Annotated in this window: 17 protein-coding genes; 2 read left to right on the top strand and 15 right to left on the bottom strand. The window is 70.4% G+C overall.

Going from position 1 to position 17,455, the window contains the following annotated elements:
• Nucleotides 1–65: 65 nt before the first annotated feature.
• The 11 genes from coaBC to pyrR all read right to left on the bottom strand — a co-directional run bounded on the left by coaBC (nucleotide 66) and on the right by pyrR (nucleotide 12,041).
• Nucleotides 66–1,256, bottom strand: a complete 1,191-nt coding sequence (gene coaBC / locus AB0K52_RS14550; RefSeq protein WP_363531395.1) for a bifunctional phosphopantothenoylcysteine decarboxylase/phosphopantothenate--cysteine ligase CoaBC — start codon at nucleotides 1,254–1,256, stop codon at nucleotides 66–68.
• A 35-nt stretch (nucleotides 1,257–1,291) separates the two neighbouring features.
• A complete protein-coding gene (gene rpoZ / locus AB0K52_RS14545; RefSeq protein ID WP_363531392.1) occupies nucleotides 1,292–1,564 on the bottom strand; it encodes a DNA-directed RNA polymerase subunit omega in 273 nt (90 codons plus the stop codon).
• 53 nt (nucleotides 1,565–1,617) lie between these two features.
• Nucleotides 1,618–2,220: a guanylate kinase gene (gene gmk / locus AB0K52_RS14540; protein WP_363531389.1), complete on the bottom strand. Its 603-nt coding sequence runs from the start codon at nucleotides 2,218–2,220 to the stop codon at nucleotides 1,618–1,620.
• A 20-nt stretch (nucleotides 2,221–2,240) separates the two neighbouring features.
• Nucleotides 2,241–2,564, bottom strand: a complete 324-nt coding sequence (mihF, locus tag AB0K52_RS14535; protein WP_030156658.1) for an integration host factor, actinobacterial type — start codon at nucleotides 2,562–2,564, stop codon at nucleotides 2,241–2,243.
• A gap of 148 nt (nucleotides 2,565–2,712) precedes the next feature.
• Nucleotides 2,713–3,630, bottom strand: coding sequence for an orotidine-5'-phosphate decarboxylase (gene pyrF, locus AB0K52_RS14530; RefSeq protein WP_363531385.1), 918 nt, complete (start codon nucleotides 3,628–3,630; stop codon nucleotides 2,713–2,715).
• A gap of 31 nt (nucleotides 3,631–3,661) precedes the next feature.
• Nucleotides 3,662–4,738: a quinone-dependent dihydroorotate dehydrogenase gene (locus AB0K52_RS14525; protein WP_363531382.1), complete on the bottom strand. Its 1,077-nt coding sequence runs from the start codon at nucleotides 4,736–4,738 to the stop codon at nucleotides 3,662–3,664.
• 75 nt (nucleotides 4,739–4,813) lie between these two features.
• Nucleotides 4,814–8,134, bottom strand: a complete 3,321-nt coding sequence (gene carB / locus AB0K52_RS14520) for a carbamoyl-phosphate synthase large subunit (RefSeq protein WP_363531379.1) — start codon at nucleotides 8,132–8,134, stop codon at nucleotides 4,814–4,816.
• Nucleotides 8,127–9,254: a glutamine-hydrolyzing carbamoyl-phosphate synthase small subunit gene (carA, locus tag AB0K52_RS14515; RefSeq protein ID WP_363531376.1), complete on the bottom strand. Its 1,128-nt coding sequence runs from the start codon at nucleotides 9,252–9,254 to the stop codon at nucleotides 8,127–8,129. The genes carB and carA overlap by 8 nt, the downstream gene beginning before the upstream one ends.
• Nucleotides 9,251–10,549, bottom strand: coding sequence for a dihydroorotase (locus AB0K52_RS14510; protein ID WP_363531374.1), 1,299 nt, complete (start codon nucleotides 10,547–10,549; stop codon nucleotides 9,251–9,253). Before AB0K52_RS14510 ends, carA begins: the two co-directional genes overlap by 4 nt.
• On the bottom strand, nucleotides 10,546–11,466 hold the full coding sequence (locus tag AB0K52_RS14505; protein WP_363531371.1) for an aspartate carbamoyltransferase catalytic subunit: 921 nt from the start codon (nucleotides 11,464–11,466) through the stop codon (nucleotides 10,546–10,548). The genes AB0K52_RS14510 and AB0K52_RS14505 overlap by 4 nt, the downstream gene beginning before the upstream one ends.
• A complete protein-coding gene (pyrR, locus tag AB0K52_RS14500) occupies nucleotides 11,463–12,041 on the bottom strand; it encodes a bifunctional pyr operon transcriptional regulator/uracil phosphoribosyltransferase PyrR (protein WP_307792915.1) in 579 nt (192 codons plus the stop codon). Before pyrR ends, AB0K52_RS14505 begins: the two co-directional genes overlap by 4 nt.
• Nucleotides 12,042–12,313: 272 nt before the next feature.
• Here pyrR and AB0K52_RS14495 point away from each other — a divergent pair, with 272 nt between their 5' ends.
• A complete protein-coding gene (locus AB0K52_RS14495) occupies nucleotides 12,314–12,814 on the top strand; it encodes a transcriptional regulator (RefSeq protein WP_208496099.1) in 501 nt (166 codons plus the stop codon).
• A gap of 73 nt (nucleotides 12,815–12,887) precedes the next feature.
• On the opposite strand, the gene nusB is transcribed toward AB0K52_RS14495, so the two are convergent.
• Both nusB and efp read right to left on the bottom strand, forming a co-directional pair.
• Complete coding sequence (gene nusB / locus AB0K52_RS14490; RefSeq protein WP_363531367.1) at nucleotides 12,888–13,331, bottom strand: transcription antitermination factor NusB; 444 nt, start codon at nucleotides 13,329–13,331, stop codon at nucleotides 12,888–12,890.
• 2 nt (nucleotides 13,332–13,333) lie between these two features.
• Nucleotides 13,334–13,891 (bottom strand): elongation factor P, encoded by a 558-nt coding sequence (gene efp / locus AB0K52_RS14485; RefSeq protein ID WP_208496101.1) that lies wholly within the window; start codon nucleotides 13,889–13,891, stop codon nucleotides 13,334–13,336.
• Nucleotides 13,892–14,139: 248 nt separating this feature from the next.
• Between efp and AB0K52_RS14480 the strand changes: the two genes are divergently transcribed.
• Entirely contained in the window at nucleotides 14,140–15,537 is a 1,398-nt protein-coding gene (locus AB0K52_RS14480) for an amidohydrolase family protein (protein ID WP_363531364.1), read from the top strand.
• Here AB0K52_RS14480 and aroQ read toward each other — a convergent pair.
• Together aroQ and aroB are read right to left on the bottom strand one after the other, a co-directional pair.
• Nucleotides 15,448–15,873, bottom strand: coding sequence for a type II 3-dehydroquinate dehydratase (gene aroQ, locus AB0K52_RS14475; RefSeq protein WP_363531361.1), 426 nt, complete (start codon nucleotides 15,871–15,873; stop codon nucleotides 15,448–15,450). The genes AB0K52_RS14480 and aroQ overlap by 90 nt on opposite strands.
• Nucleotides 15,870–17,441, bottom strand: coding sequence for a 3-dehydroquinate synthase (gene aroB, locus AB0K52_RS14470; RefSeq protein ID WP_363531359.1), 1,572 nt, complete (start codon nucleotides 17,439–17,441; stop codon nucleotides 15,870–15,872). The genes aroQ and aroB overlap by 4 nt, the downstream gene beginning before the upstream one ends.
• Nucleotides 17,442–17,455 lie beyond the last annotated feature (14 nt).

The raw sequence follows: 17,455 nt of genomic DNA, 5'->3' as shown, positions 1-17,455 counted from the left end.
CGCAGCTCACAAGTCTATGCGGTGAAGATCTTCCCACCAAGTCGGCACGCGGCGGCCACGCGGTGTCAATCGCGTCCACTCAGCGGGAGACGTGAGGAGACGGCGTCCCAGATGGCGTCGGCCACGGCCTCCTTCGAGACGCGCTCGCGGACGTCGACTTCGCCACGTTCGTCGAACACGGTGACCGAGTTCTCCGAGGCGCCGAACACGGCGCCGCCGGAGACGTCGTTGAGGACGACGAGATCGGCGCCTTTGGCCTCGCGCTTGCGCATCGCGTGCTCGCGTCCGTCGTGGGTCTCGGCGGCGAAGACGACCAGCACCTGGTCGGGGCGTTTCTCGCGGCCGACGGCGGCGGCGATGTCCGCGGTCGAGGTCAGCGCCAGGTCGAGGTCGCCCTTGCGCTTGATCTTGCGGTCGGAGGACGCCTTGGGCGTGAAGTCGGCGGGCGCGGCGGCGAGCACGGCGGCGTCGGCTTCGGCGGCGGCCTTCACGGTCGCCTCGTACAGCTCGGCGGTGGTCGAGACGCGCTCGACGCTGATCCCGGCCGGCAGCGGCGCGTCGATGTGCGCGGCGACGAGGTGGACTTCCGCGCCGCGCGCGGCGGCGGCCGCGGCGAGGGCGATGCCCTGCCTCCCCGAGGAGTGGTTGCCGATGAACCGCACCGGGTCGATCGGCTCGCGGGTGCCGCCGGCGGTGACGAGGACCTTGCGGCCCACCAGGTCTCGTGCCGGTGAAGTCAGGAAGCCCTTGATGAGGGCGAAGAGCGACTCGGGCTCGGGGAGGCGCCCGGGGCCGGTGTCGGCGCCGGTGAGGCGGCCCGAGTCCGGTTCCACGACATGCGCTCCGCGCTCGCGCAGGGTGGCGACGTTGGCGCGGGTGGCCGCGTGCTCCCACATCTCCGTGTGCATCGCCGGGGCGAACACGACGGGGCAGGTCGCGGTCAGCAGGGTGCTGGTGAGGAGGTCGTCGGCGCGGCCGTGCGCGGCCCGCGCCAGGAGGTCGGCGGTGGCCGGGGCGACCACGACGAGGTCGGCCTGGCGGCCGAGCCGCACGTGCTTGACCTCCGAGACGTCGGAGAAGACGCCGGAAGCCACCGGGTGGCCCGACAGGGCCTCCCAGGTGGCTTCACCGACGAACTTGAGCGCCGCCTCGGTGGGCACGACGTGGACGTCGTGTCCCGACTCTTTGAGGAGGCGGAGCAGGATGCAGGCCTTGTAGGCGGCGATGCCGCCCGACACGCCCAGGACGATGTTCACGCGCGAAGCTTACGCCGATGCACACTCGGTGTCGGCTAAGCCTCGGTGTCGTCGAACGCCTTCGTCTCGAGCAGGCCCTTGTCGAGCTCGCGCATGGCGATCGACAGCGGCTTCTCCTCGGGCGTGGTCTCGACGAGCGGGCCCACGTACTCGAGCAGGCCTTCGCCCAGCTGCGAGTAGTACGCGTTGATCTGGCGCGCGCGCTTGGCCGAGTAGATGACCAGCTGGTACTTCGACTGGCTCTTCTCGAGCAGGTCGTCGATCGGCGGGTTGGTGATGCCGACCGGGTCGGCGACAGTCCCTGACACGTGTAATCCTTCGTGTGCGACTTGCTTGTTGCTGCTGGCTCCGGGGTGCCGGGCTAGCGGGCTCCGGTCTTGACTACAGCCGGAGAACTGAGCAACTCTACCAGCTCGGCGGCCGCCTGCTCGATCGACACATTGGTGACTGTGTGATCGAACTCGGCCTCCGCGGCGAGCTCTTCGCGGGCGGCGTCCAGGCGGCGCGTGATCGTGGCCTCGTCCTCGGTTCCGCGCCCGGTGAGGCGGCGGACGAGTTCGTCCCACGACGGCGGCGCCAGGAACACCAGTTGGGCGTCGTGCATGGCCCGGCGGACCTGGCGGGCGCCCTGCAGTTCGATCTCCAGCAGCGCCGGGAGTCCGGCGCGCAGGCGCTCCTCGACGGGGCCGCGGGGGGTTCCGTAGAGGTTCCCCGCGTAGGAGGCCCACTCAAGGAACTCCCCCGCGGCGATCATCGACTCGAACTGCTCGGTCGACACGAAGTGGTAGTCGGCGCCGTCGACCTCACCAGGACGCGGCTTGCGGGTCGTGCAGCTCACGGAGAGCCAGACCCACGGGTAGTACTCCTGGATGAGGGCCTTGACGCTGCCCTTGCCCACTCCGGACGGACCGGACAGCACCGTGAGGCGCTGGGCCAGGGCTGCGTGGTGACGATCGATGCTCACGCGACTACTACTACCCGAACTTAGGCCTGGTCGCCCTTGAATTCATCCAGAAGCGCGGCGCGCTGGTGCTCGCCGAGGCCGCGCAGCCGACGGGAGTCGGCGATCTTGAGCTTCTCCATGATCTGGGTGGCGCGCTTGTCGCCGATGCCGGGGAGGGCCTTCAGCACGGCCGAGACCTTCATCTTGCCCGAGATGTCGTCGGTGGCAGCGGACTTGAGGACCGCTTCCAGGGTGGTCTCGCCCGACTTCAGCTTCTCCTTGAGCTCGGCGCGGGCCTTGCGGGCCGCGGCGGCCTTCTCAAGGGCTGCGGCGCGCTGTTCCGGAGTCAGTTTAGGGAGCGGCACGGGGTCTCCTTGCAGTCGATGGTTTCGTCCCTGTGGACCTTGACGTGCGGGTATCGGTGAAGCATACCCAGCTCGGGAACGGTAACCCCAGCGTCCGACACGCCTGCGACCGGGGGTGGGGCAAATTCCGGGCCCGGAATCCGCGGCTTTATTCCCCCATCGCGGCGCGGCATTCCTCCTGCAACGCCTCGACGGCGGTGCGAATGCTCGCCACGGCTGGCCCCGGCTGTGCGATTTGTCGGGAATAGGACGGGATTGCGAAGTTCGTGGCCGGGCCGAGGACGCGCGGAAGATCACTCGGGCGTCCACCCTGCGCTCCCATGCCCGGTACCAGGATGGGGCCGTTGAACTGGGACAAGTCGTGAGCGGTGTCACGTTGGCGCACGGTGGTGTGCGTGATTCCGTAAGTCGACTCACGCAGGCGCGCCTCCCCTTCGGACGCGCAGGCCCCGATGGTGGCGCCCATGACGATGCCGAACGAGCCCATCGGCTCGGCGTCGCCGTTCTGCTCGTTCACCTCGTCGATGATCCCCTGCGCCACCGACTTGCCGTCGCGGCGCTTCGCCATCTGCACCTGCTTGCCCTCGGGGTTCGAGGTGCGGGCCAGCACGAACAGGCCCTTGCCGTGCGCGTTGGCGAGGTCGAACGCGGGCTGGAGCGAGCCGGTGCCCAGGAACGGGCTCACCGTGATCGCGTCGACCGCGAGCGGCGCGGCCGGGTCGAGGTACGCCTGCGCGTACGCGGCCATCGTCGAGCCGATGTCGCCGCGCTTGACGTCGAGGATGACGAGGGCCCCGGCCTTGCGGGACTCCGCGATCACCCGTTCGAGGAGCGCTACGCCCCCAGAGCCGAACCGCTCGTAGAAGGCCGACTGGGGCTTGATGAACGCGCACGACTCGGCGGTCGCCTCCACGATCGTCATGGCGAAGCGCTCGGCTCCGGCCAGGTCGTCGTCGAGGCCCCAGTGCTGCAGGAGCGCCCCGTGCGGGTCGATCCCGGCGCAGAGCGGGCCGCGCACCTGCGAGAGGTGAAAGGCCCGGGAGCCGAAGTCCTTGTTGGCAGGCATGACACTTCCTTAAGAGATTCAGGCTTCGTCGTCAGCGGTTCTGAGGGGTGCGGATGCCCTTGCGGGCGGCGGAGCGGTAGCGGCGCACACTGCTGCGCACCAGGCCGGGCCCGTTGTACACGAGGCCCGAGTAGAGCTGGACGAGGCTCGCGCCGGCGTCGAACATGGCCTGCGCGTCGTCGGGGGTCATGATCCCGCCCGAGCCGATGATCGGCAGCGTCCCGTTCGTCTCGCGGTGCACGAAGCGCACGATCTCGCGCGACACCTGTGTCAGCGGCTTGCCGGACATGCCGCCCGGCTCGGCCGCGATCGCGTCCTCGCTCGGGTCGACCCCGTCCCGGCCGAGCGTCGTGTTCGTGGCGATCACGCCCGAGACGCCGGTCTCGAGGCAGACCTCGAGGAGCTGCGCCATGGCGGGCTCCGTGAGGTCGGGGGCGATCTTGACGAACACCGGGCGCGCGGGCCGCCCGGCCGCCAGGCGCACGCCCTCGGCGCGCAGCGCGCCGAGCAGCGCCCGCAGGGCGCCCGCGTCCTGCAGCTGGCGCAGGCCCGGGGTGTTGGGCGAGGAGACGTTGATCGCGATGTAGTCCGCGAACGGGTAGAGGAACCGCAGCGAGGTCAGGTAGTCCTCGATCGCGCCCTCGAGCGGCACCACCTTCGACTTGCCGATGCTGATGCCCAGCGGGCAGTTCACGGCCGGAGCGGCGGTGAGCCGGGCGGCCAGCGCCTGCGCGCCCTCGTTGTTGAAGCCCATGCGGTTGACGATGCCCTCGGACCGCTTCATGCGGAACATGCGCGGCTGCGGGTTGCCGGGCTGGGGCTGGGCGGTGACGGTGCCGATCTCGGCGAAGCCGAACCCGAGGGCGGGCCAGGCGCCGGTCGCGATGCCGTTCTTGTCCATGCCCGCGGCGAGGCCGATGGGGTTGGGGAAGGGGATGCCGCAGACGGTGACGGGGGCGCTGAGCTGGTTGAGCTTGATCAGCAGATTGCGGGCCTGCCGCTGGGAGGACAGGCGGGTGAGCCAGCGCAGGGTGGTCTCGTGCGCTCGCTCGGCGTCGCCGCGTCCGATCCGGAACAGGACCGGGCGGGCCAGTTTCTGGTACAGCATGCTCATTCCTGTATACGTCAGTGCACCGGGTGAGTGACACGGCTACAGGAGCCGCGTCACCCGCCCGGTGCCGAGTTATGCCGCGGCCCGTTCGGCGCCGCGCAGGCGCTGGTGCAGCTCCTGGAGGGAGGCGACGCGGATCTCGCCGCGGGAGGCCGATTCGATGGCCTGGGTGGCGGCGGTGGCGCCCTGGATGGTCGTCACGCAGCTGACGTCGGCGACGACGGCGGCCGAGCGGATCTCCCAGCCGTCGGTGCGAGGCCCCGAGGACGCCGAGGGCGTGGTGATGACCAGGTCGATCTCGCCGGAGGCGATGAGGCTGACTGCGTCGACGGCCTCGCCCGAGGAGTGGCGGGCGACGGGCGTGAAGTCGATGCCGTGGCGCTTGAGGACCAGGCCGGTGCCTTCGGTGGCGTAGACGGCGAAGCCGAGGTCGACGAGGCGGCGCACCGGGAAGACGATGGCGCGCTTGTCGCGGTCGGCGACGGACACGAAGACCTTCCCGGAGGTGGGCAGCTTGCCGTAGACGGCGAGCGTGGCCTTGGCGAAGGCGAGGCCGAAGTTCGAGTCGATGCCCATGACCTCGCCGGTGGACTTCATCTCCGGGCCGAGCACGGCGTCGAGCCCGGCGCCTTCGACGGTGCGGAACCGCTTGAAGGGCAGGAGCACTTCCTTGACGCTGATCGGGACGTCGGGTCCGGCGTCGGAGCCGTCGCCCTCGGGCAGGAGCAGGCCTTCGGCGCGCAGTTCGGCGATGGTGGCGCCGAGGGCGATGCGGGCGGCGGCCTTGGCGAGCGGCACGGCGGTGGCCTTGGAGACGAACGGGACGGTGCGCGAGGCCCGCGGGTTCGCTTCGAGGACGTACAGCTGCTCGTCCTTGAGGGCGTACTGGACGTTCATGAGCCCGCGCACGCCGATGCCGAAGGCGAGCTTCGCGGTGTACTCGCGGATCTGCTCGATGACGGTGGCGCCCAGGGTGATCGGCGGGAGCGCGCACGAGGAGTCGCCGGAGTGGACGCCGGCCTCCTCGATGTGCTCCATGATGCCGCCGAGGTAGAAGTCCTCGCCGTCGCAGAGGCAGTCGACGTCGATCTCGATGGCGTCGTCGAGGAACCGGTCGATGAGGACCGGGTGCTCGGGGCTGGCCTCGGTGGCGCGGGAGATGTACCCGGCGAGGGTGTCCTCGTCGTAGACGATCTCCATGCCGCGGCCGCCGAGGACGTACGACGGGCGCACGAGCACGGGGTAGCCGATCTGGGAGGCGACCTCGCGGGCCTCTTCGTAGGAGGTGGCGGTGCCGCCCGCGGGGGCGACGAGGCCGAGCTCGTCGAGGAGGCGGCCGAAGACGCCGCGGTCCTCGGCGTTGTCGATGGCCTTCGGGCTGGTGCCGACGATCGGGAGGCCGGCCTTCTCGAGGCGCTCGGCGAGGCCGAGCGGGGTCTGGCCGCCGAGCTGGACGACGACGCCGACGACGCCGGGGCCGCCCGCGGCGCGGCCGGACTCGTGCTCGGCGTGGTGGACCTCGGTGACGTCCTCGAAGGTGAGCGGCTCGAAGTAGAGCCGGTCGGCGGTGTCGTAGTCGGTGGAGACGGTCTCGGGGTTGCAGTTGACCATGATCGTCTCGTACCCGGCCTCGCGCAGCGCCTGCACGGCGTGGACGCACGAGTAGTCGAACTCGATGCCCTGGCCGATGCGGTTGGGGCCGGAGCCGAGGATGATCACCTTGGGTCGGTCGGAGGGCGCGACCTCGGTCTCGTCCTCGTACGTCGAGTAGTGGTAGGGCGTGTGGGCCTCGAACTCGGCGGCGCAGGTGTCGACGGTCTTGAAGACCGGGCGCAGGCCGAGCCGGTGGCGCAGGCGGCGCACGCCGTCCTCGCCGGCGAGTTCGGGGCGCAGGGCCGCGACCTGGGCGTCGGAGAACCCGGCGCGCTTGGCCTTGCGGAGCAGGTCCTCGTCGACGACGGCGGCGTTCTCGATCTCGCCGCGCAGGTCGATGAGTTGCGCGACCTGGTCGAGGAACCACGGGTCGATCTTGCAGGCGTCGTGGACTTCACCGATCGTGGCGCCGAGGCGCAGGGCGCGCTCGGCGGTGTAGAGGGTGCCGTCGTGCGGGGTCCGCAGGGCCTCCATGGTGTTCTCGAGGGTGGCGCCCTCGGGGTCGGGGCGGGTCCAGAACCCGGCCTGCTTGGTCTCAGTGGACCGCAGGGCCTTCTGGAGCGCCTGCTGGAAGGTCCGGCCGAGGCTCATGGCCTCGCCGACGGACTTCATGGTGGTGGTCAGCGTCGGGTCGGCGCCGGGGAACTTCTCGAACGTGAACCGCGGGACCTTGACGACGACGTAGTCGAGCGTGGGCTCGAACGCGGCCGGGGTGGCCTTGGTGATGTCGTTCGGGATCTCGTCGAGGGTGTAGCCGATGGCGAGCTTCGCGGCGATCTTCGCGATCGGGAAGCCGGTGGCCTTCGACGCCAGCGCGGAGGAGCGGGAGACGCGCGGGTTCATCTCGATGACGATGATGCGCCCGTCGGCGGGGTTGATCGCGAACTGGATGTTGCAGCCGCCGGTGTCGACGCCGACCTCGCGGAGGATGGCGATGCCGAGGTCGCGGAGCTGCTGGTACTCGCGGTCGGTGAGGGTGAGCGAGGGGGCGACGGTGACGGAGTCGCCGGTGTGCACGCCCATGGGGTCGACGTTCTCGATGGAGCAGACGATCACGACGTTGTCGTTGCGGTCGCGCATGAGTTCGAGCTCGTACTCCTTCCAGCCGAGCACGGACTCCTCGATGAGGACCTCGGAGGTGGGGGACTCGGCGAGGCCGTTGCCGGCGATGCGGTCGACGTCCTCCCAGGTGTAGGCCATGCCGGAGCCGAGGCCGCCCATGGTGAAGGAGGGGCGGATGACCACGGGCAGGCCGAGGTCCTTGACGGTGGCGGTGACCTCGTCCATGGTGTGGCAGACCGCGGAGCGGGGCACGTCGCCGCCGACTTTGAGGACGACCTCCTTGAACTGCTGGCGGTCCTCGCCGCGCTGGATGGCGTCCATGTCGGCGCCGATGAGCTCGACGCCGTACTTCTCGAGGATGCCGGCCTCGTGGAGGGCGACGGCGGCGTTGAGCGCGGTCTGCCCGCCGAGGGTGGGCAGGAGGGCGTCGGGCTTCTCCTTGGCGATGACCTGCTCGATGACCTCGGTGGTGATCGGCTCGACGTAGGTGGCGTCGGCGAACTCGGGGTCGGTCATGATCGTGGCCGGGTTGGAGTTGACGAGGGTGACCCGCAGGCCCTCCTCGCGGAGCACGCGGCAGGCCTGCGTGCCGGAGTAGTCGAACTCGCAGGCCTGGCCGATCTGGATGGGTCCGGAGCCGATGACCAGGATGTGCTTGAGGTCTGGGCGCTTAGGCATGGGTCGGGGCCCCTTCCTGGATGAGTTCGATCAGGCGGTCGAACAGGTAGTCGGCGTCGTGCGGGCCGCCGGCGGCCTCGGGGTGGTATTGGACGGAGTACGCGGGCACGTCGAGGCAGGTGAGGCCTTCGACGACGTCGTCGTTGAGGCAGATGTGGCTTACCTGGACGCGCCCGAAGTCGGTCTCGAAGAACTCCCCTGACTCAGGGGCCTTGAGCGCGAAGCCGTGGTTGTGGGCGGTGATCTCGATCTTGTTGGTGTGGCGGTCGAGCACCGGCTGGTTGATGCCGCGGTGGCCGAACTTCAGCTTGTAGGTCTCGAGGCCGAGCGCGCGGCCGAGGATCTGGTTGCCGAAGCAGATGCCGAACACGGGCACCTTGCGGCGCAGGAGTTCGCGGGTGAGCTCGACCTGGTGGTCGGCGGTGGCGGGGTCGCCGGGGCCGTTGGAGAGGAAGACCGCGTCGGGGCTGCCCGACAGGAGCTGCTCGATCTCGGCGAAGGCGGGGTAGACCGTGGTGGTGATGCCGCGGGCGGCGAGGCGGCGCGGCGTGTTCCGCTTGATGCCCAGGTCGAGGGCGGCGACCGTGTACTTGGTCTCCTTGGCCTCGTAGGTGTACGGCGCCGAGGCGGTGACGGCGCCGACGTGGTTGGCGCCGGCCATGTGCGGGGTGGCGCGGACCTTCTCCAGGAGCGCGGCCACGTCGGTGTCGCGCGAGGAGATGCCGACGCGCATGGCCCCGGCCTCGCGGAGGTGGCGGGTGAGGGCGCGGGTGTCGACGCCGCTGATGCCGACGATGCCCTGGGCGGCGAGCTCGTCTTCGAGGCCACGCTTGGCGCGCCAGTTGGAGGCCATGCGGGCGGGGTCGCGGACGACGTACCCGGCGACCCAGATGCGGCGGGACTCGTCGTCCTCGTCGTTCCAGCCGGTGTTGCCGATCTGCGGGGCGGTCTGGGCGACGACCTGGCCGTAGTAGGACGGGTCGGTGAGGGTCTCCTGGTAGCCGGTCATGCCGGTGTTGAAGACCGCTTCGCCGAAGGTCTCGCCGACCGAGCCGTAGGCCTCGCCGCGGAAGACGCGGCCGTCCTCGAGGACGAGGATCGCTGGTGCTCTGCTGCTCATACGGTGGTCTCCTCTGCAATTTTCCCGTTCAGCACGGTGGCGCGTCCGCGGAGGAACGTCGCCTGGACGGTGACCGGGAGTTCCATCCCGGCGTAGGGGGTGTTGCGCGACAGGGACGCGAGGCCTTCGGGGACCACGGTCCAGCTCGCGGAGGGGTCCACGAGGGTGAAGTTCGCTTCGGTGCCCGGCTGCGGGTCGCGGCCGTGCGCTTCGAGGCCGGCGATGCGGGCGGGGGTGCGGGAGGTGCGCTCGGCGAGCACGTCCCAGTCCACTTCGGCCGGTCCGCCGAGGGCGAGGACGCTGATCGACAGCGCGGTCTCGAGGCCGAGCATGCCGGGGCGGGCGGCGGCCCACTCGCATTCCTTGTCCTGCGGGGCGTGCGGGGCGTGGTCGGTCGCGACGGCGTCGATGACGCCCTCGGCGAGCGCGGCGCGCAGCACGGCCACGTCGGCTTCGCGGCGCAGCGGCGGGTTGACCTTGTACACCGGGTCGTAGGAGCGCGCGGCCTCGTCGGTGAGGAGGAGGTGGTGCGGGCAGACCTCGGCGGTGACCTTCGCGCCGCGGGCCTTGGCCTCGCGGATGATGTCCACGGAGCGGGCGGTGGAGACGTGGCAGAAGTGGACGCGCGCGCCGGTGTACTCGGCGAGGAGCACGTCGCGGGCGATGATCGCCTCCTCGGCGACCGAGGGCCAGCCGGGCAGGCCGAGCTCGGCCGAGACGGCGCCCTCGTTCATCTGCGCGCCCTCGGTGAGCCGCGGCTCCTCGGCGTGCTGGGCGACGAGGCCGCCGAAGGTCTTCACGTACTCGAGGGCGCGGCGCATGAGCACCGGGTCGTGGACGCAGTGGCCGTCGTCGGAGAACATGCGCACCGCGGCCGCGGACTGGGCCATCGCGCCGATCTCGGCGAGCCGCTTGCCCTCCAGGCCGATCGAGACGGCGCCGATGGGCTGCACGTCGGCGTACCCGGCGGCGCGGCCGAGCGCGGCGACCTGCTCGACGACACCCGCGGTGTCGGCCACCGGGTAGGAGTTCGCCATGGCGCACACGGCGGTGTAGCCGCCCTTGGCGGCGGCGCGGGTGCCGGAGAGGACGGTCTCGGCGTCCTCGCGGCCGGGCTCGCGCAGGTGGGTGTGGAGGTCGACGAGGCCGGGCAGGAGCACCAGCCCGTCCGCGTCCACGACCTCGGCGTCCTTTGCGGACACCGACCCGATCTCGGCGACGCGGCCGCCGCGCACGAGGACGTCCTGGCGTCCCCTGCCGACGATGTCGGCGCTCTTGATGAGCAGTTCGCTCACTTGCTCTCTCCGTTCGTCAGCAGGAGGTACAGGACGGCCATGCGGACCCACACGCCGTTGGTCACCTGCTCGGTGATGGTGGCGCGCGGCGAGTCGGCGACCGCGGCGGCGATCTCCATGCCGCGGTTCATCGGACCGGGGTGCATGACGATCGCGTGGTCGGGCATGAGCGCCAGGCGGCGCTCGTCGAGCCCGTAGAGGCGGGCGTACTCGTTCGCGGTCGGGAAGAACGCGGCGTTCTGGCGCTCGCGCTGGACGCGGAGCATCATGACCGCGTCCACCCCCTTGAGGCTGGCGTCGAGGTCGTAGCCGATCTCCACCGGCCAGTCGTCGATGTCCTTGGGCAGCAGGGTGGGCGGGCCGACCAGGCGCACGTGCGCCCCCAGTTTGGACAGCAGCCAGACGTTGGAGCGGGCCACGCGCGAGTGGAGGATGTCCCCCACGATCGCCACGGTGCGGCCCTCGACGCCGCCGAGCCGCTTCTTCATCGTGTAGGCGTCGAGCAGGGCCTGGGTCGGGTGGGCGTGCGTGCCGTCCCCGGCGTTGAGCACCGCGCCCTCGATCCACTCGGTGAGCCGCTGCGGGGCGCCCGCGGCGGGGTGGCGGATGACGACCGCGTCGGCGCCCATGGCCTGCAAGGTGAGCGCGGTGTCGCGCAGGCTCTCGCCCTTGTTCACGCTCGAGGTCTTGGCCGCGAAGTTGACGACGTCGGCCGAGAGCCGCTTGGCGGCGGTCTCGAAGGAGGTGCGGGTGCGGGTGGAGTCCTCGAAGAAGAGGTTCACGACCGTGCGCCCGCGCAGCGCCGGGAGCTTGGGGACCTCGCGGCCGGTGACGGCCTCGGCCATCTGCTCGGTGACGTCGAGGATGAGCTCGGCCTCCTCGCGGCTCAGCTCCTTGGTGGTGAGCAGGTGCTTCATCGCTCCCGGCCTCCAGTGAGGACCACGGCGTCGTGGCCGTCGTACTCGGTAAGGCGCACGGCCACGGACTCGTCGCGCGCGGTGGGGATGTTCTTGCCGACGTAGTCGGCGCGGATCGGCAGCTCGCGGTGGCCGCGGTCGACCAGGATGGCGAGCTGGACGCTCGCGGGGCGGCCGAGGTCGTAGAGCGCGTTGAGCGCGGCGCGCACGGTGCGCCCGGAGTAGAGGACGTCGTCGACGAGGATGATGCGCTGGTCGTCGACGCCGCCGGGCGGCAGGTCGGTCGGGCCGAGGGCCCGGAGCGCGTTGCGGCGCAGGTCGTCGCGGTAGAGCGTGATGTCGAGGGTCCCGGCGGGGACGTCGAGGTCGGCGAAGCGGCGGATGCGGTCGGCGAGCCGGCCGGCGAGCGCCACGCCGCGGGTGGGGATGCCCAGGAGCATGGTGTCGGGGGCGCCCTTGGTCTTCTCGAGGATCTGGTGGGCGATGCGGTCGAGGATGCGGCCGATGTCGTCGCCCGAGAGGATCTGCTTGCCCGACGGGTCTTCCTCAGACTGCCTGAGGGCAGGGGAAACCACGCGAACCTCCTTCTCCGCCTCACTGGACGGTCTGTTAAAGAACGGTTTCGTCGCGGGCCATGCTACGCCGCCGGTGACGGAGCGTAAAGACGGATCCCAAAAACACGGGGTCGGTAGCGGCATTGATGTCGGGTTCTATATGGTTTGCCGGGCGGTTGCGAGGGTCTCACGCGACGAAGAACACTGTTTGGGGGCACCCCACCGGCCGATGGTCACCGACCGTAGTCAACAATAGGATTCCTCTCGTACCGAAAATTGGAGTTGATCCCAGCATGGCGACATCTGACTACGCCAAGGCGCTCGGCAACCGGCTGCGTGACATCCGCATGCAGCAGGGGCTGTCGCTGCAAGGCGTCGAGGACAAGTCCGGCGGCAAGTGGAAGGCCGTCGTCATCGGTTCCTACGAGCGGGGCGACCGGTCGATCACCGTCAGCCGTCTCGCCGAGTTGGCGGACTTCTACCGGATCCCCGTTTCCGAGCTGCTTCCCGAGGGCGTGCCGCTCCCGGTCGAGCAGGCGGAGAAGATCGTCCTCAACCTCGAGGCGCTGTACGACCACCCGGACTCGGAGCTGGAGCACGTCGCCAAGCTGGCGCGCTCCATCCAGCAGCGCCGCGGCGACTACAACGGCCGGATCCTCTCGATCCGCGCCGACGACCTCTACACCCTGGCCGTGGTCTACTCGACCACGCCTTCGGGCCTGATCGAGAAGCTCGAGGACTTCGGCGTCCTCGTGCACGACCTCCAGGCGTTCTTCGCCTCGGAAGCCGAATAGGCCCTAGGAACGATTGAGCCGGGCCTCCTCAAGAGGGAGACCCGGCTTTCGCGTACCTGATTGCGCGCCTTGGCTATTCGGCCTTCGCGGCGGCGTCGAGGACGGCGTTCACGAAGGACGTGTCGTCCGAGGAGCCGATCTGGAGCGCCACGCGCATGGCCTCCTTGATGGCCACGGCGGTGTCGACGTCGGCCACGTGGCGGATCTCGTAGAGGGCCACCCGCAGGACGTTCCGGTCCACCGCGGGCATCCGCTCGACCGACCAGCTCGTGGAGGCCTTGCCGAGCACGGCGTCGAGCTCGTCGAGGTGCTGGGCGACCCCGCGCACGAGCTCCTCGGCGTACTTCGGCAGGCGCGGGGCCTCCGGGTCCTTGAACGCGCGGTCGGCGCGCTCGGCGAGGACCCGCGACGGCTCGGTGTCGCGGCTCTCGGCTTCGTACAGGATCTCGACGGCCCGCATCCGCCACTTGGTGCGGGCGCTGAGCCGGTCAGGGCTGCTGCTGCTCTGCGTCCCCACGCCTATGCCCGGGAGAGGTACTTGCCGTCGCGGGTGTCGACCTTGATCTTCTCGCCGTTGTCGATGAACAGCGGGACGAGCACGGTCGCGCCGGTCTCGACGGTCGCGGGCTTGGTGCCGCCCGAGGAGCGGTCGCCCTGCAGGCCCGGCTCGGTGTAGGTGATGGTGAGCTCGACCGAGGCGGGGAGCTCGACGTAGAGGACCTTGCCGTCGTGCTGGGCCACAGTGGCGTCGGAGTTCTCGAGGAGGAACTTCGAGGCGTCGCCCACGACACCGGGGCCGACCGGGATCTGGTCGTAGGTGTCGGTGTCCATGAAGACGAAGTCGTCGCCTTCCTTGTACAGGTAGGTCATGGTGCGGCGGTCGACGTTCGCGGTCTCGACCTTGGTGCCGGCGTTGAAGGTCTTGTCGACGATCTTGCCCGAGGGGATCTGCTTGAGGGTGGTGCGCACGAACGCCGGGCCCTTGCCGGGCTTGACGTGCTGGAATTCCTGGACCTGCCAGAGCTGGCCCTCCAGGTTGAGCACCATGCCGTTCTTGAGGTCGTTCGTGGATGCCACGGGCGTTCGTCTCTTTCGGGTTGGGAATTGAGCGGACCGACCGTCAATCCTAGCTGCCTGCGCCGGTCCTGTGCCGAGCAGGCGCGGCAGCTGTGTCCGGCCGCGCAACCCCGCTGACGGGGAAGCCCGGGGCGACAGTGCGGACCTCAGACGGCGTCTCGATGGCGTCAGTTTGTTACACTCATGGCATCATGCGTAGGCATATCGATGTCTCGATGATCGCCGGAACGCTGAAGAGGAAGCGCCCCATGCCATCACACCTCACCCGCCGTACCCTGATCGCCTCGACCACCGCCGCTGCCGCCGCTCCCCTCCTCGCCTCGTGCGGCGAGATCGACGGGCCGCCGCGACCGCCGTCGGTCCGGGATCAGCACGACTCCGACACCGTCGGCGGCGACATCCTCATAGCGAATGCGCTGGTCTTCGACGGCGAGCGGTTCACCGAACATGACAGCGTGGCAGTGCGGGGCGGCCTGATCGCCGAGGTCGGCCGTGGGCTCGCCGCGGAGGATCTGCCCCGGTTCGACGCGGCCGGCCGGGTGCTCCTGCCGGGCCTCATCGACGCCCACGCGCACCGGTCCGGGCACAACGCGCACGCCGGGCTCCGGTTCGGCGTCACCGCGATGCTCGACATGTACGGCGCGATCGACGAGCGAGGCGACCGGACCGACCTCGGGGTCCGCGACCGATCCGACATCTGGTGGGCCGGTTGGGGACTCACGGTGCCCGGCGGGCACCCGACGCAGTGGTTCCCGCAGGCGCCGACGGTCCAGGACGCCGCGGAGGTCCGCGCGTTCGTCGCCGAACGCGCCGCCGAAGGCTCGGACTACCTCAAGTTGCTCCTCCAGCGCCAGGGCCCGCCGAGGACGTTGAGCCAGGAGGAGGCGACCGCCGGAGTCGAGTCCGCGCACGATCACGGGATGCTCGCCGTCGCGCACGTCGGCGACTGGGAGGACGCCTTGGTCGCCGCGAATGCAGGCGTCGACGCGCTCGTGCACCTGCCGTGGGGCGAGACCCCGGACGCCGAAGCCCTCGAGCTGCTCGCCGAGCGCGGGACACCGGTGGTCGCGACTCTGACGGTCACTTCGGCAGGCCGCTGCGACCACAGTATGGATCAGTTCCTGGATGATCCCGCGGTCGCCGCACGCCTCGATTCGGGTCAGCGTACCGAGGCGTCGCTTGAGGCCCAGTTCTGCGACGACCTCGACCTGGACCGGTGGCGCGATGGGACTGCCGCGTCGTTCGACGCGATCCGGCAGGCCGGGCTGCCGCTGCTGATCGGCACCGACAACGGGAACCCGCCCGTGGTCACCGGTGTGAGCATGTACCACGAGATGGCGATGCTCGCCGAGCACGGATTGTCCACAGAGGAGATCCTGGCGGGGGCGACCTCCGCGACCGCCGACGTGTTCGGGCTCGATGAACGCGGCCGGATCGCCGCCGACAAGCGCGGCGACCTGCTCTTGCTGGAGGCGACCGACGCGGCGCAGGTCATCGGTTCGGGCGCAGTCGCGGCCGTGTGGAAGAACGGCCACGCCGTCGAGCTGGAGACCCGCTTACGCGGCCGCGAGGTGGCGCAGGGCCGCGACGTAGCCGTCCGCGCCGAGGCCGGCGATGACGCCGACCGCGTGGGCCGAGACGTATGAATGGTGCCGGAAGGCCTCGCGCTTGTGCACATTCGAGAGGTGGACCTCGACGAGCGGCGCGGTGAGCTGGGCGCACGCGTCGCCGACGGCCACGGACGTGTGGGTCCAGGCGGCGGCGTTGAGCACGACCGGGTATCCGTTGTCGGCCGCCTCGTGCAGCCACTCGAGGAGCTCGCCCTCGTGGTTGGTCTGCCGGAAGTCGACCTCCAGGCCCAGCTCCTTGCCGGTGGTGACACACAGGTCGGCGAGGTCGGCGAGCGTCTGGGAGCCGTAGATCGCCGGTTCCCGCTTGCCTAGCCGGTTGAGGTTGGGTCCGTTGAGGACGAGCGCCTTCATGCCGTCAGCCTCTCATAGGCCTCGCGCTGCTGCTCGGCGGTCACGTCATCCACGACGACCGGCGCGGCCAGCGCGTCGAGGAGCACGAACCGCTGGGTGGCGCCGACGTTCTTCTTGTCGATCTTCATGACCTTGAGGATGTCGTCCCAGCGTCCGGCCTCGTAGGTCGTGGGCAGCCCGAGTGATTCGAGGACCTGCTCGGTGCGGTCGACGAGGTCGACGCGGCCGGTGATGGCGCCCAGGTGCGCGGCGTAGACCATGCCGACGGCGACGGCGTCGCCGTGGCGCCAGCGGTAGTGCTCGAGCTTTTCGATGGCGTGGGCGAAGGTGTGCCCGTAGTTGAGGATGGCGCGCAGGCCGCCCTCTTTGAGGTCGGAGCCGACGACTTCGGCTTTGACGGCGATGGCGCGTTCGACGAGTTCGGCGACGACCGGGTTGCGGGCGTCGAGGGCCGCCGCGGGGTCGGCTTCGACGAGGTCGAGGATGACCGGGTCGGCGATGAAGCCGGCCTTGACGACCTCGGCGAGGCCGGCGGCGAGGTCGCGTTCCGGCAAGGTCGTGAAGTGGTCGAGGTCGACCAGGACCGCGCGGGGCGGGTGGAAGGCGCCGACGAGGTTCTTGCCGGCGGCGGTGTTGACGCCGGTCTTGCCGCCGACGGCCGCGTCGACCGCGCCGAGGAGCGAGGTCGGGACGTGGACGACGGCGACGCCGCGCAGCCAGCAGGCGGCGACGAAGCCGGCGAGGTCGGTGACGGCGCCGCCGCCGACGCCGACCACGAGGTCGGTGCGGGTGAAGCCTTCGGCGCCGAGGGCTTCCCAGACCTGCTCGGCGACGGCGACGGTCTTGCCGTCCTCGGCGTCGGGCAGTTCCATGAGGGTGGCGTCGACGCCTTCGGGGCACAGCGATCCGACGCGTTCGGCGAGCGCGGCGGTGCTGGCGGTGTGGAGCACGGCGACGCGGGCGGCCTTGCCGAGGAAGTCGGGCAGGCGGTCGGTGGTGCCGCGGCCGATGAGGACCGGGTAAGGGGTCTCGGCGTCGCGGACCTCGACGGTGCTCACAAGAGCGGTGCGGACGGCGAGGCGGGCCTGGATCTCGGCGGTCAGGTCGTCCACGTCCCTTCCGGTGGTGTCGATGGCGAAGGTCTCGACCTCGCGGTAGAGCGGCAGTCGCTCGTCCATGAGCCGCCGGAGCGTGGCGCGCGGGTTGACCTGCAGGAGCGGGCGGCCCTTGTCGATCTCGGTGCGCTTGACGGCTTCGGCGAGGTCCACGCGGAGGTGGACGACGGTGACGTCGGCGAGGAGCTTGCGGGTGGACTCGGCGAGGACGGCACCGCCGCCGAGGGCGAGGACGCCGTCGTGCTCGGCGACGGCCCGGCGCACCGCTTCGCGTTCGAGGGCGCGGAAGTGCTCCTCGCCCTCGTCAACGAAGATGTCCGGGATCGGCTTGCCCGCGGCGGCGGCGATGTCGGCGTCCACGTCGCGGAACGGCGCGTCGAGCGCGGCGGCGAGGGCGCGGCCGATCGTGGTCTTGCCCGAGCCGGGCGGCCCGACGATGACGACAAGAGGCATCAGCGTTCACTCCG

The organism is Glycomyces sp. NPDC049804 (assembly GCF_040674615.1).
GTDB lineage: Bacteria > Actinomycetota > Actinomycetes > Mycobacteriales > Micromonosporaceae > Glycomyces > Glycomyces niveus.
The sequence above is the reverse complement of the archived record's forward strand: the minus strand, read 5'-3'. Positions and strand labels throughout refer to the sequence as shown.

Excerpts from the sequence above, each read along its gene's own strand:
- pyrF (WP_363531385.1), bottom strand. The coding sequence starts at position 3,630 with ATGCCTGCCAACAAGGACTTCGGCTCCCGGGCCTTTCACCTCTCGCAG.
- aroQ (WP_363531361.1), bottom strand. The coding sequence starts at position 15,873 with ATGAAGGCGCTCGTCCTCAACGGACCCAACCTCAACCGGCTAGGCAAG.
- carB (WP_363531379.1), bottom strand. The coding sequence starts at position 8,134 with ATGCCTAAGCGCCCAGACCTCAAGCACATCCTGGTCATCGGCTCCGGA.
- carA (WP_363531376.1), bottom strand. The coding sequence starts at position 9,254 with ATGAGCAGCAGAGCACCAGCGATCCTCGTCCTCGAGGACGGCCGCGTC.
- AB0K52_RS14480 (WP_363531364.1), top strand. The coding sequence starts at position 14,140 with ATGCCATCACACCTCACCCGCCGTACCCTGATCGCCTCGACCACCGCC.
- aroB (WP_363531359.1), bottom strand. The coding sequence starts at position 17,441 with ATGCCTCTTGTCGTCATCGTCGGGCCGCCCGGCTCGGGCAAGACCACG.
- AB0K52_RS14525 (WP_363531382.1), bottom strand. The coding sequence starts at position 4,738 with ATGCTGTACCAGAAACTGGCCCGCCCGGTCCTGTTCCGGATCGGACGC.
- AB0K52_RS14505 (WP_363531371.1), bottom strand. The coding sequence starts at position 11,466 with ATGAAGCACCTGCTCACCACCAAGGAGCTGAGCCGCGAGGAGGCCGAG.
- AB0K52_RS14495 (WP_208496099.1), top strand. The coding sequence starts at position 12,314 with ATGGCGACATCTGACTACGCCAAGGCGCTCGGCAACCGGCTGCGTGAC.